At 36.5% G+C, this 24,574-nt stretch carries 24 protein-coding genes; 8 read left to right on the forward strand and 16 right to left on the reverse strand.

Annotated features, from left to right (window positions below; genetic code table 11):
* Positions 1-53 precede the first annotated feature (53 nt).
* From CRS_RS02345 to CRS_RS02365, 5 genes are all read right to left on the reverse strand, one after another.
* Positions 54-506, reverse strand: a complete 453-nt coding sequence (locus tag CRS_RS02345) for a MarR family winged helix-turn-helix transcriptional regulator (RefSeq protein WP_041461799.1) — start codon at positions 504-506, stop codon at positions 54-56.
* Between the two features lie 165 nt (positions 507-671).
* Complete coding sequence (locus CRS_RS02350) at positions 672-1,595, reverse strand: ABC transporter ATP-binding protein (RefSeq protein WP_142722475.1); 924 nt, start codon at positions 1,593-1,595, stop codon at positions 672-674.
* A gap of 2 nt (positions 1,596-1,597) precedes the next feature.
* Complete coding sequence (locus CRS_RS02355) at positions 1,598-2,002, reverse strand: hypothetical protein (RefSeq protein WP_142722476.1); 405 nt, start codon at positions 2,000-2,002, stop codon at positions 1,598-1,600.
* Positions 2,003-2,096: 94 nt separating this feature from the next.
* Positions 2,097-3,068: an iron ABC transporter permease gene (locus CRS_RS02360; protein WP_172616980.1), complete on the reverse strand. Its 972-nt coding sequence runs from the start codon at positions 3,066-3,068 to the stop codon at positions 2,097-2,099.
* Positions 3,069-3,093: 25 nt separating this feature from the next.
* Complete coding sequence (locus CRS_RS02365; protein ID WP_142722478.1) at positions 3,094-3,654, reverse strand: thioredoxin domain-containing protein; 561 nt, start codon at positions 3,652-3,654, stop codon at positions 3,094-3,096.
* Positions 3,655-3,687: 33 nt separating this feature from the next.
* On the opposite strand from CRS_RS02365, the gene CRS_RS02370 reads away from it, so the two are divergent.
* Entirely contained in the window at positions 3,688-4,812 is a 1,125-nt protein-coding gene (locus CRS_RS02370) for a ferredoxin--NADP reductase (protein ID WP_142722479.1), read from the forward strand.
* Positions 4,809-5,426 carry a vancomycin high temperature exclusion protein gene (locus CRS_RS02375; RefSeq protein WP_142722480.1) on the forward strand — a complete coding sequence of 206 codons (618 nt, stop codon included), beginning with the start codon at positions 4,809-4,811 and terminating at the stop codon, positions 5,424-5,426. The genes CRS_RS02370 and CRS_RS02375 overlap by 4 nt, the downstream gene beginning before the upstream one ends.
* Here the strand turns inward: CRS_RS02375 and CRS_RS02380 are convergent.
* A complete protein-coding gene (locus CRS_RS02380) occupies positions 5,423-8,032 on the reverse strand; it encodes a BamA/TamA family outer membrane protein (protein WP_142722481.1) in 2,610 nt (869 codons plus the stop codon). The two genes, CRS_RS02375 and CRS_RS02380, sit on opposite strands and share 4 nt — an antisense overlap.
* Between CRS_RS02380 and CRS_RS02385 the strand changes: the two genes are divergently transcribed.
* On the forward strand, positions 8,018-8,743 hold the full coding sequence (locus CRS_RS02385) for an RNA methyltransferase (RefSeq protein ID WP_142722482.1): 726 nt from the start codon (positions 8,018-8,020) through the stop codon (positions 8,741-8,743). The genes CRS_RS02380 and CRS_RS02385 overlap by 15 nt on opposite strands.
* A 66-nt stretch (positions 8,744-8,809) precedes the next feature.
* Here the strand turns inward: CRS_RS02385 and CRS_RS02390 are convergent, their stop codons facing one another.
* The 5 genes from CRS_RS02390 to porQ form a co-directional block, all read right to left on the reverse strand.
* Positions 8,810-9,310: a phosphoribosyl-ATP pyrophosphatase gene (locus tag CRS_RS02390; protein ID WP_142722483.1), complete on the reverse strand. Its 501-nt coding sequence runs from the start codon at positions 9,308-9,310 to the stop codon at positions 8,810-8,812.
* A gap of 3 nt (positions 9,311-9,313) precedes the next feature.
* Complete coding sequence (locus CRS_RS02395) at positions 9,314-9,622, reverse strand: phage holin family protein (RefSeq protein ID WP_142722484.1); 309 nt, start codon at positions 9,620-9,622, stop codon at positions 9,314-9,316.
* A 79-nt stretch (positions 9,623-9,701) separates the two neighbouring features.
* The gene (locus CRS_RS02400) at positions 9,702-10,052 is read right to left on the reverse strand and encodes a YtxH domain-containing protein (protein ID WP_002979824.1); all 351 of its coding nucleotides are present in this window, start codon (positions 10,050-10,052) and stop codon (positions 9,702-9,704) included.
* 95 nt (positions 10,053-10,147) lie between these two features.
* The gene (cmk, locus tag CRS_RS02405) at positions 10,148-10,822 is read right to left on the reverse strand and encodes a (d)CMP kinase (RefSeq protein WP_142722485.1); all 675 of its coding nucleotides are present in this window, start codon (positions 10,820-10,822) and stop codon (positions 10,148-10,150) included.
* An 83-nt stretch (positions 10,823-10,905) separates the two neighbouring features.
* Positions 10,906-11,898: a type IX secretion system protein PorQ gene (gene porQ / locus CRS_RS02410; protein ID WP_142722486.1), complete on the reverse strand. Its 993-nt coding sequence runs from the start codon at positions 11,896-11,898 to the stop codon at positions 10,906-10,908.
* 167 nt (positions 11,899-12,065) lie between these two features.
* On the opposite strand from porQ, the gene pyrH reads away from it, so the two are divergent.
* A complete protein-coding gene (pyrH, locus tag CRS_RS02415; RefSeq protein ID WP_002979821.1) occupies positions 12,066-12,773 on the forward strand; it encodes a UMP kinase in 708 nt (235 codons plus the stop codon).
* Between the two features lie 140 nt (positions 12,774-12,913).
* On the opposite strand, the gene CRS_RS02420 is transcribed toward pyrH, so the two are convergent.
* Positions 12,914-14,260 (reverse strand): lipase family protein, encoded by a 1,347-nt coding sequence (locus CRS_RS02420; protein ID WP_142722487.1) that lies wholly within the window; start codon positions 14,258-14,260, stop codon positions 12,914-12,916.
* A 440-nt stretch (positions 14,261-14,700) separates the two neighbouring features.
* Here CRS_RS02420 and frr point away from each other — a divergent pair, with 440 nt between their 5' ends.
* Together frr and CRS_RS02430 are read left to right on the forward strand one after the other, a co-directional pair.
* Complete coding sequence (gene frr / locus CRS_RS02425; protein WP_142722488.1) at positions 14,701-15,255, forward strand: ribosome recycling factor; 555 nt, start codon at positions 14,701-14,703, stop codon at positions 15,253-15,255.
* Positions 15,256-15,453: 198 nt separating this feature from the next.
* The gene (locus CRS_RS02430) at positions 15,454-16,515 is read left to right on the forward strand and encodes a 3-oxoacyl-ACP synthase III family protein (protein WP_142722489.1); all 1,062 of its coding nucleotides are present in this window, start codon (positions 15,454-15,456) and stop codon (positions 16,513-16,515) included.
* Positions 16,516-16,771: 256 nt separating this feature from the next.
* On the opposite strand, the gene CRS_RS02435 is transcribed toward CRS_RS02430, so the two are convergent.
* The 4 genes from CRS_RS02435 to CRS_RS02450 all read right to left on the reverse strand — a co-directional run bounded on the left by CRS_RS02435 (position 16,772) and on the right by CRS_RS02450 (position 22,539).
* Entirely contained in the window at positions 16,772-17,563 is a 792-nt protein-coding gene (locus CRS_RS02435; protein WP_142722490.1) for a hypothetical protein, read from the reverse strand.
* Positions 17,564-17,694: 131 nt separating this feature from the next.
* Positions 17,695-19,152, reverse strand: a complete 1,458-nt coding sequence (locus CRS_RS02440; protein ID WP_142722491.1) for an LptF/LptG family permease — start codon at positions 19,150-19,152, stop codon at positions 17,695-17,697.
* Positions 19,153-19,262: 110 nt separating this feature from the next.
* A complete protein-coding gene (locus CRS_RS02445; protein WP_142722492.1) occupies positions 19,263-19,910 on the reverse strand; it encodes an outer membrane lipoprotein carrier protein LolA in 648 nt (215 codons plus the stop codon).
* Between the two features lie 64 nt (positions 19,911-19,974).
* The gene (locus CRS_RS02450) at positions 19,975-22,539 is read right to left on the reverse strand and encodes a DNA translocase FtsK (protein WP_142722493.1); all 2,565 of its coding nucleotides are present in this window, start codon (positions 22,537-22,539) and stop codon (positions 19,975-19,977) included.
* Positions 22,540-22,901: 362 nt separating this feature from the next.
* Between CRS_RS02450 and CRS_RS02455 the strand changes: the two genes are divergently transcribed.
* Positions 22,902-23,540, forward strand: a complete 639-nt coding sequence (locus CRS_RS02455) for a cysteine hydrolase family protein (RefSeq protein WP_142722494.1) — start codon at positions 22,902-22,904, stop codon at positions 23,538-23,540.
* Positions 23,541-23,801: 261 nt separating this feature from the next.
* Positions 23,802-24,380 carry a Crp/Fnr family transcriptional regulator gene (locus tag CRS_RS02460; RefSeq protein ID WP_142722495.1) on the forward strand — a complete coding sequence of 193 codons (579 nt, stop codon included), beginning with the start codon at positions 23,802-23,804 and terminating at the stop codon, positions 24,378-24,380.
* Positions 24,381-24,574 lie beyond the last annotated feature (194 nt).

Raw genomic sequence — 24,574 nt, forward strand, 5'->3', positions numbered from 1 at the left:
ATGTAAATTTTTATTTTGAGAAGATTAGATAGAACCGAAAGGTTCATCATAATTTATTTTCTGTTATTTAATAATTCGTTTGCTATTTTCATGATTTCGCTCATGACGTCTTTGAACGTTTCCATCTTTTCAGGAGAGATCTTTTCCATCACCTTCTTGTTAAAGTTGACAACGACTTCTTTAGACATATTTCTGGAGTTTAACCCTTTATCTGTAAGTTTAATGATAACCTCTCTCTTATCGGTGGTTGTTTTTTCCTTATAGATATAACCGTTATCTTCCAGAAGTTTGATGATTCTCGTTAAAGAAGTTGGCTCAATAGCCATCTTTGGACCGAGATTGGTGCTTCGGGTTCCTTCTTTAGGGTCTATTTTAAGAAGAGTAAGGGCCTGTACAGCCGTTGAATCATGTTCCTGAGCTAATTCTGTGTACATTTTTGAAACAGCCAGCCAGGTCTGCTTTAAAATTAAATCTACGTTTTCTATTTTTTCCTTATTATTATCCATCATTTTTGCGCCAATGGTTTTACCCAAATTTAGTAAATATTATGCATGCATAGTATTTATTAACGTTAAATTTTGTTAATAGATTGATAGTAAGAAGATTAAATTGTATGATTAGCATAATACTATGCATGCATAGTATGTAAATTAATCAAAGAAAACTGTGTATTAGTGAATGTTTTTAACCAAATTAATGATTTCTTCAAAAGATTCACATTGGTATTTCATGGAATCTTTAGTAATTACCCAAAAAGGGCTCTGAAATTCAAAATTGAGAGCAGAAAGATCTTTTGTGAAGGTTTTCTGAAGCAAAGAATACAGCATTTCTTTATGAAACTGCGGAGCAGAGATAAAAGGGGGAATAAAATTTTCGTTGATTTGAAATAATGAGGCATTGGTAAGTTCATCATGCTGAAGCAAAATATCCTCAACAATTCCCGAATAGAGATGGTTTTCCTTCACGTACCATATTTTATCCGCAAACTCTTTGGCCAGCCGCCAGTCGTGGGACGAAAACAGAATGAGTTTGTTCTGTTCCTTGGCAAGCTTTCTCAGAGTTTTAAGAATAATGATTTTGTTTTTTTCATCCAGATGGGTTGTTGGCTCATCCAGAATAATGATAGGAGAGTTTTGGGTAATGGCACGGCCGATAAATGCTTTCTGCAGATTTCCGTCTGAGAGGTTTTTAAGAAGTGTATATCGGTATTGATTTAAGTCCAGTTCTTCAATAATATGGGCAACTTCTTCGCGGTCTTGCTTTGTTAGTTCAAAATAAAAAGGATAGTAAATGTACTTTCCCAGGGAAATGAGGTCCTCAACTGTATAATGTTGCGGTATTACCGACTTTGAAAAAACGATGGCAATGTTTTCTGCAATTTCCTTTACCGAAAGGCTCTTCACATTTTTGCCATTAATAGAGATTTCACCATCCAGTAAAGGAAGCTGGTGAAGAATAGACTTGATAAGCGTTGTTTTTCCTACACCATTATTACCAATCAGCAGGCATACATCACCAAGCTTTAAATCCGCATTGGCATTGGAAATTAAAGTTGTATTGTAGCCGATATCTGCCTGTTTGATCTGTAGGTGCATGTTTAAAAGAAGAATAGTATTAGAAATAAAAGGATAGGGAGAAAACTTAAAAATAGATATAAGAATTTATTTTTTTTAACTTTCCATAAGGTATAACCACCTAAAATAAGAGAGCCCCAGAATGCTGTAGGTAACGCAAGCATAATCCACCAATTATTACCCCAAGAATAAATCCAATGTAATTTCTGATTCATCCGAAACATTTTTGAATACTCCAGAAATACAAAACTTACTACAAACAAAATGATGTTTGCAGAAATTAGTTGTTTTTGTGTTATTTCAATTTTCATTGTTTCGTTTATAACTATATAAGTTTTACTTAATAAATCATGTTGAAAGCATCTCTGCAAAGTTGATTTAGATTCCTTCGGAATGACACAGTATGATTGATTTCCTTTTTTATCCATTGAAGTAAGTTATAAAATTATTCTCAAATTCTATGAGTTATTTTCCTGGTCTGTATTATTTTGAAATTGGTTGCTCGGTTTATACACACCATCATTATACTTTATTCTGTTTCAATAGCATCATCAAAATCACAGGTATTCCAAAAACAGAGCTTATGACATTCAAAGGAATCTGTGTTTTTTCTGCAATGACGGAGAAAAGCAGCATGATCAGCATTCCCAGAAACATATTAAGAATCCATTGCTGCCATAATTTGGATGGGTTATAAACCAATCTGCAGAAGTGAGGAACAATGATTCCGATAAATAAGATCGGGCCCAGAAATGCAGTAATAGAAGCGGATAGGAGAGAGGATGCAATTATAATTAAAAGCTTGAGCTGCTTCAGGTTTACTCCTAAACTTTGTGCATAAGAATTGCCGAGAGAATTCCCGATAAGTGGCTTTATAGCCTTAAAACAGATGAACATACCGATGAAAACAAGGACAGACAATACATAAATCTGGTTTCTCGTTACCATATTATTGGCCCCGAAAGACCATAAAATATAGTTTTTCAGGCTTTGATTCTCTGCGTAAAACTGAAGCAGTGATACAATAGCCCCCGCAAAAGCGGAAACTAGGAATCCAAAAATAATAAGATAAGACTTATCCTGAAATCTATTGGACATGGATAGAAGTATCAGCATCAGCAGTAAACTTCCTCCTATAGCAGATAAGCTAAGGAAACTATTCTGCAGAAACTCTGGCAGCAGAATATTGTGAGAAAAGAAGATGTAAAAAGCGACAGACAGGCTGGCAACCGATGTTATTCCCAGTATATCAGGCCCGGCCAGCGGGTTTTGAAAATATTCCTGCATCAGAAAACCCGAAGTAGGAATTGAAATGCCAGCCAATACCATTACCAGAACACGATTGATGCGGATTTCAGCAATTTGATTGTGAGCTGAATCCTGAAAGAAATCATGGATATTTAAACTTAAAAATCCCGTGTTCAGATTAATGACCGCACTTACAATAATGGCAATCACGAATAATAAACTCAGGATTTTAAATCTTTTTGACATGATTCAGAAAGCGTTCAGTCTGTTTTTATTTTAAGAAAGAATCAATTTTTGAATTCAGTACCTCTTCCGTCATCATTCCCAGATATTCATCAGTTTTATTACCTTTTCTCATGAAAGTAAAGGGAATAGAACCTCCGTCCCATTGCTTAAAGTTATTATGGAAGAAGTTTTGATCCAATTTTTGTCCATCCAGTAAAACAATACTGCCTCCCAGTTTATTTTCTGTGGCGAAATTCTTAACAGCACCGGCCCATTCAGTTTTTTCATCAAGATTGATGAAAGTAAATTTTACAGGCTTTCCTTTTAATTCTTCCATTTTGCTTTTGAAACTTGGAATCTCCCTCATACATGGTCCACACCATGTTGCAAAGAAATTGGTAATATATAAAGTGTCATTGCTTTTTACTAAATGCTGGCTTACAGTTTCAGGGGAAAGCTCTTTAGGGAGTACAGTACTTTCCGCAGATTCCGTATTTTGAGATACAGAAAGTGAATCTGAGGCAGTTGTATTTTCAACTTTCTGACCTTCTTTTTTACAGCTGTACAGTGCCGCAAGAAGTAACGTGGATAAAATTATCTTCTTCATAAATTATTTTTTATCTATTTTTGAATTGAAGTTATGGAACAACAAATCTATAAAGGGAAACTGATACAGTTTCATCCGTTAAAAATAGCGAAAAAGGAAGAGCTGACCAAAAATACTTTTTCTCTGGAGTTTGATATTCCTGAGAATCTAAAAGAAAATTTCAGGTTTGAAGCCGGGCAGTTCGTCAGTATAAAATTTCAGTCACATGGGAAAGAGGTTATTAATGATTATTCAATGACTTCGGCACCCTATGAAGAAAAAATAGGTCTGGGAATAAAGATTAACTCTTCTGAAGGAGCTACTTTTCAGTTATTTCAAAACTACAATGTGGGGGATGTTTTATGGGTAAGTGAACCGGCCGGAAGATTTACGCTTGTTTCTAAACCAAGTGAGTTCAGGACTATTGTTGCTTTTGCTGCCGGAATCGGAATTACTCCTATTTTAAGTCATTTTAAAAATATCCTTCATAACGAACCCAGAACCCGCTTATTTTTATTTTTTGGAAATAAAAGCTCGGATGATCTGGTATATCGTGATCAGTTGGATAGTCTTGCCAGAACATGCGGAGACAGGCTTCAGATATTTTACTTTTTCTCACAGGAGAAAATCGCCGATCAGTTTTTCTACGGCCGTCTGGATGAAAAGAAACTGAACCTTATTATCAATCAGATTCTTCATTTGGATGATACAGACGAAGAATCTACAATCTGGGATGCCGTAGATGAAGTGCTGATCTGCGGAAAAGGTGAAATGATCAAGACATTAGCCAATGCCTGCTACCACCATGGAATTCCAAAAAAGAATATTCATTTTGAACTTTTTGAAGAATTTAATGATACTATTTATCCCGTAGAAAAAGAATTTCCTCTTATTGAAAATATAGAAGTTGAATTTACCATGCTGGGAAAAAAATATAACACCCAGCTTCCTGATAATAAGGATAAAATCCTGCAGCAGCTTTTGATTCAGAATTTCCCTGTACCTTACTCCTGTAAGTCCGGAATTTGTGGAAGCTGTGAATGTTCTTTAGAGGAAGGGGATGTGGAACTGCTGGAAAACGAGTATCTTACCGAAAAAGAGGAAGAGCAGGGACATATTTTAGCCTGTATGTCTATTGTGAAAAGTAAAAAAATAAAGCTTAACTTTGATCTTAGTTGAGAGTTATTAAGAACATATTTAACCTTGGGTTTATATCACTGGAATTGGGAATTCTGATGATATGCTTCTGTAATGTGTGGGTTTTCGGGCTCACCAACGGGAGAACCTATACCAAAATTTCAAAAATTCCTCCAAGGGAAATTGCTCTCGTTCTGGGAACATCTCCGAAAATGAGATCCGGAAATTCGAATCCCTATTTTACTAAAAGAATGGATGCCGCAGCTCTTCTTTATCATCATGGTAAAATCAAGAAAATTATAGTGAGTGGAGAGAAGAGTAAGGGATATAATGAACCGGGTGCTATGAAAAACTATCTGATTAATCAGGAAGGTGTTCCGGAAGATGTTATCATGGAAGATCCCAAAGGTTTCAATACCTATAAAAGTATTCTTCGTTGTAAGGATGTTTATAAAAAGAAAAATGTCATTATTGTATCTCAGGGATACCACAATCTTAGAGCATTGTTTTTTGCAAGAAATAATGATATGAATGCTTTGGGGTTTGATGCGCAGGATGTCACAAAACCAGAAAGTTTTTACAGAAATCAGGCGAGGGAAATCCTCGCCCGTGTAATTGCTGTGGTCTATTTTATTTTAGGCGTTTCTCCGGATTAGAAAGGATATCCGAACGCGATATTAACTGTTGGTTTGAAAGGCTGGATATACTTGATTCTCCATCGGTCGCCTTCAGGTTTATTGGGATCATAGATCTTATAGGCAAGGTCAATTCTGGCTGTAACGTAGGCAATATTTAATCGTAATCCAAATCCACTTCCGATACCTACCTGTTTCCAGAACTTACCGAATTTAAATTCATCACCATATCCATCGTTGTAGTTACGAAGGCTCCACGTATTCCCTATGTCGGTAAATAGGGCTCCCTCATAGGTTTTATTGAAAGGAATCCTGTATTCAATGTTGGTGGTAAGCTTTACGTTGTCGGTCATATAGGTACGTACTCTTTCATCAACCTGGGAATCTGCGGGCCCCAGCCCTCCAAATGCGACCCATGCTCTGATATCATTGGAACCCCCATTGAAATAGGATTTGATGATCGGCATATCCTGTGAATTCCCATACGGTATTCCGACTCCGATAAACTGGCGCAGCACCAATGTCTGGTTTCTGTTAAATCTGAAGTATTTTCTGGTATCAATATCAAATTTGACAAACTGTGCATAAGGCAGTCCGAAAATAGTTCTTTGCGGACCAATAACAACTCCGCCGCTATTATCTTTTTTATTGAATAAGCTAAGAATATTGCCGGCAAGCTCAACTTTTCCATTGAAATAAAATGCATTTGGATATTCTTTTTTTCCAATCTCACTGTATACAAAGTTGTAGATCATGGAAGAAATAAGGACATCCTGGGTCTGTCTGTCTTTGTTTACCAAAGTCCCTCTGAATGCTGTTAAAAGATCTGTCCCCTGTTGGTTAAGACTCGCACGGTAAGCATCATTCTCAATAATTTTTTTGGAAACCTCGTCTACGCTGAGCTTCCCATCTTTATAATCCTGTCCGGTTTGTGCTGTTTCTGGGTTAAATTTAAAATAATCGCCGAAGACTTCATCTTTTACTCTTCCATCGTTTACGAAATAGTCATAATAAGCATCTTTATTTTTGGTCAGACTGACCTGAGTATTGAATAATATAAGCTTATGATATACCTGGTCATTTACACTGGCCTGATAGTTCAATCCCGTATTAAAAATGATTCTTCCCAAACCGATATTGTTCTGAATGGATGCTCCCAGCAAAATAGATGAAGTGGGCGTATACCGTTTAGGAATCAGTTTGTAATAATTAAAAGGCAGCAATAGTCTTGGGAAATTCAGAGAAGCCTGTGCTGATATTTCGTAAGCAGCCACTCTTTTGCTGATATCTTTCGTACTTCTTATAGATCCGAATGTTCCTGAAAGACTGGTAGAAAGGTTTTCTGCTCCCCTGAAAACATTCCGGGTGGTAAGGTCAACAGAAGGAGAGATCCCCAGGTTGAGCACCTGAGAATAATTAATATCAGTTCCCACCTTAAGTTCATATTTTGGAAGTGGTTTCAGTACATATAAAATATCAACAATACTGTCGTTAGGGGAGGTCATTCCACCTTGTCTCAGAGAATCTCTTGCTTTGACAATACTGAAGTTGTTCATCGCTAAAAGATTTCTCTTGGTAACATCCAGCTTCGTTTGATCAAAGACTTTTTTACTGTCCGGAATAATAGCTCTCCATATAGATGAAAGTTTGTACTTATCATTCATCGTGTGGAATCGTATCCTCCGTAAACTGTCTTTTTTCGTATTTTTAGGATAATCTCCGGGTTCGTCCACAATAGCAACATCAATATTTCCAAATGTGGCAATTTTATATGGAGTATCCAGGGAATCTTTATGAATTTCCAGTGTTAAAGGAACTTGTTTTCTGCTTTTAAGAGAATCTGCCACAAAATAAACTTCATCATTGGAAGCATTGAATCTATAGTAACCGAATTCTCTCATCAAATCAGTAATTCTTGTTACTTCTCTTTCAAGAACGGTCTGATCAAGAATCTGTCCGGATCTCACAAGACTTTTGTTCAGAAAAGAACTGTAGTATCCTTTGATCCCCTGATCGGGAATATTATAGTAATAATCTTTAATGCGCGTAGGATCATTATGTCTGACAAAATAATTGACAGAGGCTTTTTTAGAAGCAGAGTCCAATGTATGTTTAAATTTTACATCTGCATCCCAATACCCTCTGTAGGTAAGTCTTTTCTTAATGGATTCAGCACTTTTTTCACTTCGCGTCTGATCAAGAATTACAGGTGGTGTTCCCCAGTTGTGCAATAAACGGTCAAAAAGCAGACTTTTTCCTACACTGCTTTTCATATTATATTTAAGGAATAAAGAATCTCTCAGCTTTTGATTTCTCATCTCACCAGGATAGGTCATATATTCGTTAAGTATAGTGTCGTACTTTGGGGTAGCCATATTGTACAGAAGAAGACTTAACGGCATGAAAAGGAATTGCTTTTTATTAGGCTTCTGCTGAATATAGTCTTTGAGTTCCTCATCAAAAAATTCTCTCTTATCCTCAAATTCCAGACTGTTTTTAGTAAGCAGGTATTCACCGTCAGGAACTTTTTTTGTAGTACTACAAGCATAAAGGAGACCAACAAATGTTGCAAATGAGATAATTTTATAATATTTTTGAGGAGAATTCTTATAATGCTTACAGCTCATACAATAAAAGTTTTACAATCTTTAGATAAAAAGAAGTTCAGACAAAAATACAATTTGTTTTTGGTTGAAGGCAATAAAATCATTTGTGAACTTTTTAATTCTAACTTTAAAGTTAAAGAAATATTATCAACCGATCCACAAAAATTGGACCGTACTGATATTCCCATTACCCATATCTCTGAAAATGAATTAAAAAAAATCAGTTTTCTGAAAACGCCGAAAGATTCCGTAGCAGTATGCTATCTTGCTCAGGAAGAAAAGCTGGCGGATAAGAATATACAGCTGGTTCTGGACGGGATACAGGATCCCGGAAATTTAGGAACCATTATACGGTTGGCAGACTGGTTCGGAATTGAACAGATCATCTGCAGTGAGGATACTGTAGATTTTTATAATCCAAAAGTAATTCAGGCAACAATGGGATCATTTACCCGGGTGAATGTTGTGTATACTGATCTTGTGAAATACCTTTCTGAAACAGAAAATGTAAACATCGGAACAGATATGGAAGGGGAGAATATCTATACTTTTAGAAAACCGGAAAAGATCAATCTGATTTTAGGAAACGAAGGAAATGGAATGAGACCAGAAACAGAAAAACTTTTACAGAAAAGTATCAGTATTCCGAGATTTGGAAAATCCCAGTCTACAGAAAGCCTTAATGTATCTATGGCAGCCGGGATTATTTTAGGACAGTTATTTTCAAAATAGAACTTAGAAATTAGGGCTTAGGATGTGAAAATATGAAACTATTTTTAAATCCTAAGCCCTAATTCCTTAAATCAGTTGTTCCATACTGGAAACACTTTTATTTTTTTGATAGACTTCCATCTTTTTTCTTACATATTTCAGGGCTATAGGAGCAAGATAGATGAGTGCCGCACCAATCAGTTTTTTCTTCCAATTGGAGCTTTTCATATTCTTCTTGGCATAGTTTCCTATAATGGCAGTTACTCCCAGCTTAACAAGGCTGTCTGTAATGCTGCTTCCTTTGAAAGCAGAACTGGCAAGTCCTACAGCTGTATTTTTGCTGATGAGAAGGTCTTTTACTTCTGAAGTAAGCTGTTTGGCAATGACATCTTTTCTAAGAACTACTTTTTCATCACCGTCTTCATCTACTTTTTCCTGAAGATACTGGTCACTTAAACCATTGGTAAACGCACTTAGACTTTCCTTTGTGTTTTTGAAGGTGAGAAGATTTTCCAGGTCGCTTATTTCACTTTGAAGCAGTTTTTTCTTTCTTCTTAATTCTTCTATGCTCTCGTATTTTCTGCCCATAGCTTAATGATTTAAAAATTTAATAACCTGATCTGCAACAGCATTGACAATTTTACCTTTGAATGCAATGACAAATGCCATTACCAAAGCATAAAACCCAGCAACAATTAAGAATCCGTAAGAATAATTATCCAGTGCTTTTCCAATAAGAAAAGCAATTCCAAAATTGAAAAGGATAATAAAAAAAGCAAAAGCAACAAGCAGTACTACAAAGTAAGTAATGAGCCCGGCAGAAAGAGACGACTTTTCAGTCGCTTCAATTTTCAGAAGATCTATTCTTTTGGAGGCGTATTCTTTAATAGTTTCTATCATTGTTTTTTTTTAAAGTTACAAAAAAAGGAACTTTCGCACAAAAGTTCCTCTCTGTAATTTACTTAAAAAGTTAAATTACTTATTTTTTCAGATCATTCAGTTCTGCTTCTACATCTTTTGCCAAATCTGCAGTTTTAGAAACAATCTGATCCTTGTATTTGTCATATCCGTCTTTCACAGTATGTGCTACGCTACTTGCAGTTTCTTTGAAAGTAGAAGAAATATTGCTGTACTGGTCTTTTACCTTTTCTGAAACCTCTCCGTATTTATTTTTTGCCTGATCTTTAAGATCATTCGCTTTTGTTTTGATCTTTTTTCTGGTTTCTTTACCTTCTTCCGGTGCGTATAACATTCCTAAGATTACACCTGCCGCAGCACCTGCAAGAAGTCCTGCCAATATACCTGCTGTATTATTTCCTTTTCTAGACATTTTAAGTTTTTTAATAATTAATAATAGATTAGTTTTTACAGTAATAAAACTTACAATTTGTATACCAAAGGAGGCCTGAAGCCTATTAAAAATTGTTAAATCTTTTTGATGTGAGATAAAATAAGGGCGATGGTTTCATCCTTGGTCAGTTCAGAATTATCAATCACAATAGCGTCATCAGCCTGCTTCAATGGAGCTATTTCACGCTCGCTGTCAATTTTGTCACGTTCTATAAGATTTTGCTTTACCTGCTCTTTATCTGCTTCAATGCCCAGTCCTTTCAGCTCCAGAAATCGCCTTTTGGTTCTTTCATCAATACTGGCAGTAAGAAAAAATTTATAGTCCGCATTTGGCAGAACTACTGTCCCTATGTCACGTCCGTCCATAATAACGCCACCTTTTTCTGCCAAAGTACGCTGTGACTGCAGCAAAAAGTCTCTTACTTCTTTCTGCTTGGCCACAAGGCTTACATTATCAGACACAATATTGGTACGGATTTCTTTAGAGATATCAGAATTATTAAGGAAGAGAACAAGCGTTCCGCCGTTGTTTTTAAATTCAAGTTTGATCTGGTCAAAAGAAGACAACAGCATATTCAGGTCAATCTCACCTTTTGCGTTCAGGCAATGCTGTAAAGCATACCAGGTAACTCCTCTGTAAAGCGCTCCTGTATCCATATGAATAAGTCCCAGTTGATCAGCAATGATTTTAGAGATAGAACTTTTTCCGGTAGACGAGTACCCATCGATAGCAATTACAGGTTTTTTCATACTGCAAATTTCAAGATTTTTTCTTAAAAATCAAGAAGAAGTAAGAAATTTTCGGAATAATTGAGAAATTTCCTCCAGGAAGATTATTCTCCTCTGTGGCTGGAAAGGTCCATTGAGATTCCTATCTGATTGACGTTCGAAGAGTTGTGATATCTTATATGGGCATAATCAATACGGAATCTGGAAACTTTAACTCCAAATCCGGCAGAAAGCCCTGAGAAGTTTCTCTGATCTGCAACTGCAAGCTCATTTCCTCTTTTCACATTATATCCCAGTCTTATATTGAAGTTTTTTTCCGGAAACAATTCTGCTCCCAAAGAAAAATGATCGGCAATCTTTCTTCCGGTACCCACTTTCTGTCCGTCCAGATTCTCTTCTGAAGAAATATCAAACTTCTGAAGGTCATGTGCCGTAACAGTGATGGCAAGAGGGAAGTTCTTGATGGTTTTGGTATATCCCAGATCTACTCTGAAAGGAAGGTTTTCTCTTGTTCCATTGAAAGATTTCAGCTGAAAGCCAAAGTTTCTCATGACCAGTGAAACAACTTCTTTGTTCTTTTTATTATGATAGGTAATTCCCGCTGTTCCTGAGATGGCGGAAGAAGTATAATTATCAATTTTTGAGGTAATAAAATTAAGGCCTCCACCAATAGTCCAGTCTTCTTCAAACTGATAGGCATATCCTGCACCAATCGCTACATCGGAAGCTTTGAATTCTCCGTTTTGGAAACCGCTTTCATCCGTTCTCGGAATACTTCCGTAGCTCATATACCTTGCGTTGATAGTTGCCATATGGCCATTCTCAAAATCTTTGGCGTAAGCAATAGTTCCGTATTTTGAATCGGCAAGGTAAGCCGTTGCGTTTACAGAAAGCTGTTTGTCAGAATCTTTATTTAACAGGGCAGGGTTTGCAATAGCAAAGGAAACATCATAATCTCTTACTGAAATTGCATCACCGCCTAAAGCGGCTTGTCTTGCAGATACAGGTACATTTAAGAACGGATAAACATTTGTTCCTGTTTGCGCATAAGAAACAATTCCTGATAGAAATAATGAAAAAATGATAATTTTCTTCAATTCAATTTATAATTAATGCAAAAATAATCCTTTTTCGTACTTTTCAAAATATTTCTTACATTATTTCTATTTAAATATTTTTCTTTTATCAACATTTTTAATGATTATATTTGCAAAATCAAATTCTTGGGAAACCAGTACTAATAAAAAGTTATTAAAAATAAAAGATGAAATATAAAAGAATCCTTCTGAAACTGAGCGGTGAGGCCTTAATGGGAAACAGACAATACGGTATTGATAATGAAAGACTGCAGGAATATGCTGCTGAGATCAAAAAAGTAGTTGACAAAGGATGTGAAGTGGCCATCGTAATTGGAGGAGGAAATATTTTCCGTGGTGTTGCAGGAGCGGCAAAAGGAATGGATAGAGTGCAGGGAGATTATATGGGAATGCTGGCGACTGTCATTAATGGAATGGCTTTACAAGGAGCACTGGAAGATGCAGGAATCAAAACAAGACTTCAGTCTGCCATCGAAATGGATAAAGTAGCGGAACCATTCATCAAAAGAAGAGCGGTAAGGCACCTTGAAAAAGGAAGAGTAGTGATCTTCGGAGCAGGAACAGGAAATCCTTATTTTACTACAGATACAGCTGCGACTTTAAGAGCAATCGAAATTGGAGCTGATGTGATCTTAAAGGGAACAAGAGTAGACGGAATCTACGACAGTGATCCTGAGAAGAATGCAGACGCAGTAAAATACAATTCATTATCTTTCGATGAAGTTTTTGAAAAAAATCTTAAAGTAATGGATATGACTGCTTTTACTTTGAGTCACGAAAACAAATTGCCTATCATCGTATTTGATATGAATAAAGATGGTAATTTAGAAAAAATCGTAGATGGAGAAAATGTAGGTACATTGGTTGATTTATAATCAAACTTACCGTTAGGAATATAGAAACACCTGTCAAAGCAAAAAGCTTTGACAGGTGTTTTATTTTAGACCAGTTTTCTGGTTAATAATAATAATGATTACCTAATAATCTGAAAGATCTATAACAATTTCTCTATCATTTAATTGGCATTCTCATTTATCAGCTGATTTTCCTCTGTCAGATAATGAGAAGAAATCCAACCGATGATCTGCTGTATTATTTTTAAGATCATCTCATCTTTTGTCACCTGGCTGACTCCCGGTACCAGCTGGGGTGGAGATTGCTGAGGAAGCGGTTGCTGTAAAATAAGACCGTTTATAGCAGGGACATGATCCGAAGCCGGGCTGCCGGAATACATGGTTACGTGCTGAAGGAACAGCTGTCGGACATAGTCATAAAGAGATTGCGGAGGAATATTAACAGGGACTGAACCATCCATTTTTTGAAGCGTTCCCGGAAGCGACTGATTCTGTACCCTTGTATAAGTTACTCCGGATTTAGAAGCTTCATCAATGGCTACTTTCTGTAATGCATTTAACGCAAAAGCGGTAAGCTTGTTCTGAGACGGTCCGTATAGATCAGCAATCAGTTCCAGATCTGCTTTTGGCCACGCATGAGGTACAACATCCAGATCATTCCAATGCATGGTGTTCCAGCTTTGATAATCGCCAGTTTGGGCCTGCCATCCGTTAGGCAGCGGAGGGAAGGTATTATTGAAAAGGCCGGCAAATGCCGCTTCTCCCGGAGTGGGGCCGGCAGTAGGATATACCAGCGTTATCCCGAAAGCATCAAGGTCTTTATTCTCTTTCAGATAAAGGGCAAGAGTAGGCGATAATGCTCCTGCAAGGCTGTGTCCGCAAAAGATAATGGCTGTATCGGGATCAGGATTTAAGCTGGAAAGGAATTGCTGTAATGTTGTTTTAGGCGAAGCGGCAGTATCCGGGCTTATGAGTCCCAGAAGTATACCTATACCAGTAGCGGTTCCTTTTGAAATATAAGGATCAGTTCCATTATAAGGTGATGGTGTAAAATCAGAAGGATCATACGTTGTCCAGTTGACCACTTCAGCCACAGAGAAGTCCTCTGTTTCCCAGTCGTAAAGTGAGGATGGATTGGTTGCTGCAATAGCTACAACATAGGTAGGTAATGTAGGGCCTCCGGGGAAAGCGACTGCATCACATTGGGCTACATACAGCGCATTGTCAGCAACTCCTGTTGGTTGGCCGTTTTCATCCGTTTCTTCTATAAGGGCAGGACCCCATACCAGGTTCCAGTTTCCCAGCAGCGGAGTGATTAAAGGATTGGGAGTTGATGGTTCTGTTTGCTTCATTGCGGCCACTGGTGGTACATTGCTGAAATAATAGGATAAGTCGTACTGAAGCTGTTGCTGCAATTGAACACCTGTACCGTTGTATCCTCCGGCGCGATTGGCAAGACCTGCCATACCAAAAACCTGTTGATAGGCGTCTAAAGATGGATTTTTCATGATGTGATTGGTTTAAAATTAGTTTTATAATGATTAAATACTGTCTTTTCTAAGACTCTCTTTTATCTCGGAGGTATTCAATGCATAACCTCCAAATTATTCCTTAAAAGAACATGGTAAAGGAAGCTATAAAAAATGATATCACCCTAAGTAGAAATAACCAAAATATCCTATAGGTATTTGTACCTGAACTCTTTCACACCAAAAAAGAATATTTATAAAAAGATTTGCTTTTGCTTCAAAGAAAAAGAGAAGCACACAAAATCCATCTGTGGAATAGCTATTATTCGAAAACAATCATTATTTTTGCAGCACTGAATAACAAAAAAATAGTTTTAAACAATAGAGAAACATGGATTTTTGCAGTGTTTTATTGTTTTTAAATAATTGGTAGTCAGACTGATTAATAGATGTGTAATTTATCAAACTATACTATAATAATGGAAGAATTAGATCTTATATTAGAATCTGTAAAACAGGACATGGACGCAGCTGTAAAGCACCTGGATCATGCATTTCAAAGAATCAGGGCAGGTCGTGCTTCTACGGCAATGGTTCAGGATGTAATGGTAGAATACTACGGGGCAATGACTCCAATCAACCAGGTTGCGAATGTTTCTGTTCCGGATGCAATGACCATTTCTATTCAGCCTTGGGACAGAACTGCAATCAATGCAATTGAAAAAGCAATCATCAATTCAAACTTAGGTTTTGCACCTTCTAACAACGGAGAAAATATCATCCTTAATGTTCCACCTTTAACTGAGGAAAGAAGAAAAGAGCTTGCAAAACAGGCAAAAGTGGAAACTGAGAATACTAAAGTAACGGTAAGAAACGCAAGACAGGATGGTTTGAAAGAACTTAAAAAACTGGAAGGAGTTTCTGAGGATGTAGTAAAAGGTGTAGAAGAAGAAATCCAGGCTTATACTGATAAATACGTTAAGCTTTGCGATGAGCATCTTAAGACAAAAGAGGCTGAAATTATGAAAGTATAATTTTCAGTTTTTTAAAATATTTTTAAAGAGGTTTTCGATGGGAAACCTCTTTTTTTGTGATTTTTTACTATGAAATTTCGCCTTTTGCAATGTAATGCATTATTGTTCTATACGATATTGTGAAGTATTTACGTTCATTCATTATATTTAATGAATTATTCCTGACATTTAATTAAAAAACAGGATACAGATATTACAATGATGACAAAAATAATCGGGGTAGGAAATTATATCCCATCGGAAACCATAACCAACTTATTTTTTGATAAACATATTTTTCTTAATGAAGAAGGAATTTTATTAAAGGAGAATAACGCTTCCATCACGGACAAGCTGAAAAAAATTACAGGTATTGAAGAAAGGAGGTATGCTGACAGTACTCAGGTTACATCGGATTTGGGACTTATTGCAGCGCGCTCAGCAATAGAGAATGCAGGAATAGACGCTGAAACACTGGATTATATCATATTTGCCCATAATTTTGGGGATGTCCGCTTCGGAACCGTGCAGTCTGATATGGTACCCAGTCTTGCGGCAAGGGTAAAACATTTATTGGGAATCAGAAACAATTTCTGTGTTGCCTATGATGTTCTTTTTGGATGTCCCGGATGGATAGAAGGAGTGATACAGGCTCATGCATTCATTAAATCAGGAATAGCAAAACGATGCCTGGTGATCGGGGCAGAAACGCTTTCCCGTGTGGTGGATATCCACGACAGAGACAGTATGATTTATGCTGATGGTGCGGGAGCAGCTGTTCTGGAAGTAAATCATGACGATGACTCAGGAATAAAATCTCATTTATCAGCTTCCTATACTCTCAATGAAAAAGACTATCTGTATTTCGGAAAATCTTATAACAATGAAAGATGCCCGGATACACGGTATATTAAAATGGACGGCAGAAAAATATATGAGTTTGCCTTAGTGAATGTTCCTGATGCCATGAAAAAATGTCTTGATAACAGTGGATATTCCATTGATCAATTAAATAAAATTATTATTCATCAGGCGAATGAAAAAATGGATGAAGCCATTGTCAGCAGGTTCTATCAGTTATATGGAAAACAGGTTCCGGAAAATATAATGCCTATGGTCATCCATAAACTTGGAAACAGTAGTGTGGCTACAATTCCTTCTTTATTGACAATGATCCTGAATGACGAACTGGAGCATCATACAATCAGAAAAAATGATATAGTGCTGTTTGCATCTGTAGGAGCCGGAATGAATATTAATGCTTTTGTATATCAGTTTTAAGGTACAAAAGAGGCTATCTGCTATGTTTGTGTTGTCAAATGTAAGACAGTCCGCTTATTTTTTACAGACACAGTACTGATCCTTTCCGGTCTTTATGATTTAATAGAGACTCATAGCTCTTAAAGAGTTCAACCGCATAAAAGAATAATAAGCAGTCCTGTTGTAACCAAAGGATCTTCATAAGGCTGGATGGTTATAAAGTACAAAAAATTAAAAGACATAGAAAAGGCTTTCCGATCGGAAAGCCTTTTGTTTTTTATTTGCAATTTTCGTTATAATCATAGATTACCTCATTGATAATTGAAAGTTTATCTACTGTTGAATTACTGATTTCATCTCTGATGAATTTTCCAAGCCCTGTTCTTTTTTTCTCCTCATTTTTAAGGGAGCCATATTCTCCTTTTGCTATTTTTGCCTTTACATAAGGACAGTCGGCCAGGATAATTTTGGCTTTTGCCGGGGTCAGTTCTTCTACTTTTCCTCCTTTTTTAGAAAAAATATAATTTGGGTTTTCTCTTAACCGGTCTGTTTCTGCCTGGGAGATTGCCTGTGTACTGTTTGCTGAAAGTGCGGTAGGGTAACCATAAAGTTTATAAACTGTGATCTTGCCATCTGTTACTACTTCTGCAAACTGCTCTGTTCTTGAAAGGTTATTGATTGCTTTGAAGCCCGCAGCAAGTCCCGTTGTGCTTTCGGAGCTGTTTAAAGCTTCTCTCATATTGGAGTATTTAACCGATTTAAAAACCCTGGGAGTATCGCCTTCATACAGCATATATTCTTTAATATCATCTGTATCATAAGTCTTAAATTTAATTTTGTTTTTTGCTTTGTCAATATCAGCAATGGCTGCAAATTTTACTTTTAACTGATTTTGCCAGGGGCTGGAATAGCCTCCGTGTAAGTGTACGACACCTTCAATCTTTTTTCCTGCTTTATTGATGATATATCCGTATTTTTCACCATTGTAGGTTCCGTTTTCTTCCTGATCCTGAGCGTAAGTATTCAGAGAAACAAGGCTGAATAAGCCAATAAGTAGTAATTTCTTCATGGTTTTGTTTTAAATTTCAACAAATATAAATTTTTATATTTAAAATGATATAGCATTGAAGACTTTACTCCATCAACAAAAAAAGCTCTGGAAATTTTCCGAAGCTTTTACTTTTTATTCTGATACCGAAATTATTGATATCTCTGATGTTCTTTACTTTTTGAAAACCTTTTGGTGATAGGTTTGAACAGTGCTTTGTATTTTTCAGCATCAAACAGTTGCGAATCTGTAAGGGCTTTATACGTCATCCATACTCCGAAGGGAAGGAGGATAAGATTAGGAAGCCATGCTGCAAGATAAGGATTCATTTTCCCGCTCCACGACATATTTTCCACCCCAACATTCATGACATAGAAGATAATGAAGATCACAATCGCGATGATAACCGGAAGTCCCATTCCCCCTTTTCTGATGATGGAACCTAAACTGGCTCCGATCAGGAAGAAAATGATACACGTTACGGAATAGGCTACGATCCTCTGCTGATAAATAACAACCTTGCTGAAATACTTGACATTGGAACTGTATTCATTCTTTTTAGATTCCAGTGTTGATTTCAGATTGTCCAGTCTGTTGTAAGAATTGTAAATAATATCCAGTTTTTTGAATCCTTTTACAGTGTCCAGTTTTATCTGGGTTTTAGGGGCTACTTTATGCTTGTTGCCCTTGTCCATATAACTGATCACAGAATTGGTCTGGTTAAGAACCTCGGAACCGATGTTGTCAAAAAACTGTTTATTGTCTTTCTTTGTTTTGGTAATAGTACCATCCAGCTGGTTATAGGTCTGGAAACGGTAATCATCTGTAATCTGTTCTTTTTCAATCGCTTTGTTGATGATTTCACTGATGTCAAAATGGGAGACCAATGTGTCAAATTTAATAGCCTGGTCAGGCTGTTTCTGTCTTACATTATCACCTTTTCCTGCAAAAGCGTCTTCAAATACGTATCCGTTATAGAGTACAAGCTTCAGGAAATTTTTATTGGCTGCCGGAACAAATTTCCCTTTTTCCGCAACTACAGACTGCTGATTTTCGTAAGCATTGGCTTTTTTATGGACAAAAACTCCCTCAATATTTTCTCCGTTTTCTCCATATATTTTGTCAAATTTCACCATGTAACCAGGAATCTGGTCGATAAACTGTCCGGGAGTAAAGTTGATGGCCGGCTTTGTCTGGGCAATGTTGAAAAGCATGTTTTTAGCTTTTTTCTGAAAATCCGGTATGATATTGTTGGAGAAGAAAAACAGCATAATGGCAAGAGCTGTTGAAATTCCCAGAAGAGGAGTCATTACTCTGGTCAAAGGAATTCCTGCGGCTTTCATTGCTGCAAGCTCATAGCGCTCTCCAAATTCACCGAATGACATGATGCTGGCAAGAAGTATCGTAAGGGGGAGAACCATACTGATAACGTTTACCCCAAGGTAAAAAAGAAGTTTGAGGATTTGCCAGTAGCTTAATCCTTTTCCCATAAACTGCCCCAACTGAACCCAGATAATGTTTACAATAAAAATGAAAAACAATACGCTGAATATAAAGAAAAACGGTCCAAAGAAGGTTTTTATGATATATCGGTCTAGTATTTTTAACATGCGCCAAAATTAATCAAAAAGCCACAAAGTTTACTTGTGGCTTTTTATATTTTGTTATTTTTTTAACGTAAAAAGTAAATTTGCCTGTTTGCGAATTCGCTTTCAGCTTTTTAAAGTTCTGTAATCACGTAGTTTTTAAACTTATTCTTGTCAAAAACAAACATATTGGGATCCAGATCCTGGTTTTCTTTGTATTCTTTGATCGCAATTACCGCTACATCCTTGTTGTTTCCGTGCTGCTCCAGTTTTACCATTTGTTTTTTCGCAGAATCTACAAAAAGATAGACATACTTTATTCCGTTAGCTTTTACCGGCGTCAGTTTAATGAAATCAGAATTAACGCCATTAACCATTTTTTTACCGTTATAGGTTACATTATAATCATTTCTATAGGTGGTAAGGTAGTTGATAGGGGAGAACATAGTGCTGCTTCCGTTAGGTTTGGCAATGGTCACTTCCATATCATCAGCGTTGATATTGTAAATTTTGTTTCCATCAAAGATCTGCTCTGTATCCATGATCTTCAGTTTGTACTTTTCCCCGGCAACATAATAAATACCAGGTTCTGTTTTTGTCACCTGTCCGTTAAGGCCGCTTCCAAAAGAAAATTTGAAGTAAGAATTCTTTTTAGAATTATAGTTGGCTGTAATATCATCCAATATCTTTTTAGCTTTGACATCAATTTTCTGAGCATTAGCCATACCTACTGCACCTACAACAAAACTTCCCAATATAACTTTTGAAATAATATTTTTCATTTTCTTAATTTAATAATCGTTAGATTTTCTTTAATTCTTAAGGTTAAAACGATGTGTTTTTCCTTTAACTACGCAGATCTTCCAAAAACTGTTCCAAAGAATGAAGATCACTGATCAGAACCTCTCTTGCTTTAGCACCATTGAATCCTCCCACAATACCACTTGCTTCCAGCTGATCCATAATTCTTCCGGCTCTGTTATAGCCCAGTTTCAATTGTCTCTGAAGCATTGAAGTAGATCCCTGCTGGGTAGAAACGATTATTCTTGCAGCTTCCTCAAATAAAGCATCTTTTTCGTTCGGGTCAAAAGCACCTACTGTACTTGTTGAATCTTCAGAAACGTATTCAGGAAGTAATAATGCTGAAGAATATCCTTTTTGTTCTCCGATAAACTCTGCCAGTCTTTCTACTTCCGGAGTATCTACAAAAGCACACTGAAGTCTTAAGATCTCGTTTCCGTTGAAATAAAGCATGTCACCTTTACCAATCAGCTGATCCGCTCCCGGAGAGTCAAGAATCGTTCTGGAGTCCACACTTGATATTACTCTGAAGGCTGCTCTCGCAGGGAAATTGGCCTTGATCATACCTGTAATTACATTTACAGAAGGTCTTTGTGTGGCAACAATAAGGTGAATACCTACGGCTCTGGCAAGCTGTGCAAGTCTCGCAATGGGTAGTTCAACTTCTTTTCCTGCGGTCATAATCAAATCTGCAAACTCGTCCACTACCAATACGATATATGGTAAATAACGGTGTCCGTTTTCAGGGTTTAATTTTCTTTCTGCAAATTTCTTATTATATTCTTTCAGGTTTTTACAGAAAGCATTTTTAAGAAGATCATATCGGGTATCCATTTCAATACACAGGGAGTTCAGGGTATTGATTACTTTGTTGGTGTCTGTAATGATTGCTTCTTCCGCATCAGGAAGTTTGGCCAGATAGTGTCTTTCAATTTTTGAATACAGTGAAAGTTCTACTTTTTTAGGGTCCACCATCACGAACTTCAGTTCACTCGGATGTTTTTTATAAAGAAGGGAAGTAAGAATAGCATTAATCCCTACAGATTTACCCTGACCCGTTGCTCCCGCCATCAGTAAGTGTGGCATTTTGGAAAGGTCAGCCATGAAAATTTCATTGGAAATGGTCTTACCAAAAACCACCGGAAGATCCATATCTGTATTCTGGAATTTCTGGGAAGCAATTACAGAACGCATAGAAACCATTGTAGGATTTTTTCTGGGTACTTCAATACCGATTGTCCCTTTTCCAGGCATTGGAGCAATAATTCTGATCCCTAATGCGGAAAGATTCAGTGCAATATCGTCCTGGAGCTTTTTAATGGCTGCTACCCTGATCCCTGCTTCCGGAACAATTTCGTACAGCGTAACTGTAGGACCGATGGTTGCTTTGATCTCTGCAATTCCAACATTGAAGTTCTTCAGAAGGCCGACAATCTTGTTTTTATTTTCTTCCAGTTCTTCCTTGTTGATGGAAATTTCTTCACTGCCATAATCTTTCAATAATTCTACCGGCGGCATCTGGAAATTAGCCAGATCCAGTTTATGGTCATATAGGCCGTGTTTTTCTACCAGTTCCTGGGATTTTCTGTCAGGATCATCCAGAACATCAATAACAGGCGCTATTTCTACATTAAATTTAATATCTTCCTGTGTGGAGGAACCTGCAACAGAAGAAGGAGCAGCGGGTCTGATATCAAATGCTTCCTCCGGACTCGAAACCGGAATAATGGGCTTTGTCGAAAGATTTAAGCTTACCGGTTGGGAAACTTCTTTTGGCTCAGATTCAAAAGAAGTGTGGTTGGGTGTAGTGATGGTTTCGATATCATTGGAGACCGGAACTTCAGGGAATCCTTTCGGAATATTTACAGGTTCTGGTTCTTTGATTGTATTATCAGAAGGTTGGTTGGTAATATCACTTACCGTTACTCTGGAGGGTACTTCTTCTGTTTCCTCTTCCTCTTCTTTCAATTCTTCATCTGCTTCGAAGTCCTCATCAGAGTCAGGAATCATAGATTTCACTTTCCCAATAGTATTTTCATTGATCTTATTCAGTTTCGCTTTGATAGAACTTGGGCGAAGATTAAATTCAAGAATAAAGTATAAAAGGATACTTGCAGCCAGGACTGTCCATAAACCCACTGCTCCGATAATAGAGTTAAGATAGTCCATGATCTGATAACCATAAACTCCTCCTAAAACTCCTTGTCCTTTTGTAAGGGCTCCCATAAAAATAGGAAGCCAGCAGATAAAAAATAAGGAATGGCCAATGGTTTTCCACGGTTTGAAAATCTTTTTCTTAAGAATCAGTGTTCCTACGACAAGCAATAGAAATGCGATGATAAATGAAGCTATACCAATACTCTCAAAGATGAAAATATTTCCCAGCCAATCACCTACCTTACCAAAGATATTTGAAGATTTTATACTCTTGTCCAGCATGGTTCCTGCCTGGCTTTGATCTGCTTTCCAGTTCATCAGATAAGAGATGAATGAAAATGCAAGAACAGCTGATAAAAGTATAAAAGTAAGCCCGAAAAAAATACGTGGCTTAGATAAAATTCTGCCTTTCTCAGGCGTTTCAGTCGGTTTTTTTTGTGTCTTTTTATCCATAATATCAATGTCGCAAATTTAATGTTTTATTCAACACTAAATGAATCTTTTTTATCCAAAAAATATTTTGGTAATCCTGCTTTTATAGAGGGTATTTAAAATTTTTACTTTAAAATTATTTTCTTTTATGACAGAATAAAATAAGCTTATTTTTCTGCTTATCCAAATCTGATACCGTTCAATTATATTAACTGATTATTATTTGTTTTTATTAAAAAAAGATAATAAAATTTTCGATTAAATAAGCAGAGATGAAAAAAATTAACAGTATTAGAGATTATTATTGACCCAAATTGTTTTTTGAACTAGTTCAAAGGTAAGAAGTTGATGCCTCTGTAATTTTGTCTCATAAAATTTCACATATGAAAAATACTTTCAAAATTATTCTGACCTCAGGTCTGATCTTAATTTCAATGATTACAATGAACGCACAAAAACAAAAAATGGAAAACACGGCATTATTAATTATCGATGTACAAAATGATTATTTCCCGGAAGGGAAAATGACTCTGGAAAAAGCTGAACAGGCCGCACAAAATATCCAGAAAGTTTTAGAGTATTTCAGGGAAAATAATCTTCCTGTCATTCATATCCAGCATATCTCTACCAATGAAGGAGCTGCTTTTTTCCTTCCGGATACAGATGGAGCTAAAATCAATCATTTGGTTTTACCGATGGAAGATGAAAAAATTATTGTTAAGCATTTTCCCAACAGTTTCAGAGAGACTGATCTTTTGAGTTTCCTTCAATCAAAGAAAATCAAAAACCTTGTGATGACAGGAATGATGACCGATATTTGTGTGGAGGCAACAACAAGAGCTGCTTTTGATTTCGGGTTTATTAATACCATTGTCGGAGATGCTACTGCAACCAGAAACCGTGAACTGAACGGAGAAGTGGTAAAAGCAGCAGATGTACAAAAGTCTTTTCTGGCTGGGATATCTGCTCTTGGGAATCTCTATGCCAATGTAATGAATACAAATGAATTTTTAAGCAAGTAGGCTTCTTTGGATACGCAAGGTCGCAAAATGATATTAAAAATTGTTTATCTCTGATAAAAATTTAAAACAGGTTATCTTGCTGAAAATCTTCGATTTTCTTGCGTCTTAAAATAAACAATATGTTATGATAAAACTTTGCGTCTTTGCGTTTACCCAACAAAAATTGAAGTTCTATTGCTTACATATAAAAACAACTTAACATCACTTAATTCAATAAAGGTGTCAATAATTTTGATACCTTTATTTTGCTTAAATTACAGAATGTCCGATCTGCTCTATAAAAATATCAGTAACTATGTAAATCTTTCCCAGGAGGATTTCAACCAGTTTACAAAGCCTTTTGAATACAGAAAGTTTAAAAAGAAAGAAATCGTTCTCAAAGAAGGCGACTATTGTAATTTTGAAGGATTTGTTTTGACTGGTTGCTTCAAAATCTATTACCTGAATGAAAGCGGATTTGAGCAAACCTTATATTTTGCTGTTGAAGGCTGGTGGATTACAGATATTGACAGTCTTATCAATAACGCTCCCAGTATTCTGAGCATTGAAGCCCTTGAAGACAGTGAAGTGTTGATGATTTCTAAAAAAGATAAAGAACACCTGTACGAAACAATGCCACAGATAGAAAAACTGTTCAGAATTATGAATCAAAAATCTTCGGTAGCACTGCAAAGGAGGATTCTTTCCTTAACGGGCAAAACAGCGGATAAGCGTTATCTTGAATTTCTTGAAAAGTATCCCGGATTAGAACAGAGAATTACCCAACAGCAGGTCGCTTCGTATCTTGGTATCACCCACGAGTTTTTAAGTAAAATCAGAAAGAAATTGTTGATTGGGTAAGTGGATTGATTTTTTATATTTCTATTTCAACTGTAGATCAGTTTTTTATGGAATTTTATTTGGTTTTCAAATAGAAGAGTTCAATCACTGAAATAGTTTTTATGAATCTATATTTTTTCAGAATTAAAAATTGAATTTTTCCTAATGTTTTCAAGCTTATTAAGAATGTTTCAAAATAAGCAAAACAAGGGCCA

This window comes from Chryseobacterium sp. ON_d1 (assembly GCF_006829085.1).
Taxonomy (GTDB): Bacteria; Bacteroidota; Bacteroidia; order Flavobacteriales; family Weeksellaceae; genus Chryseobacterium.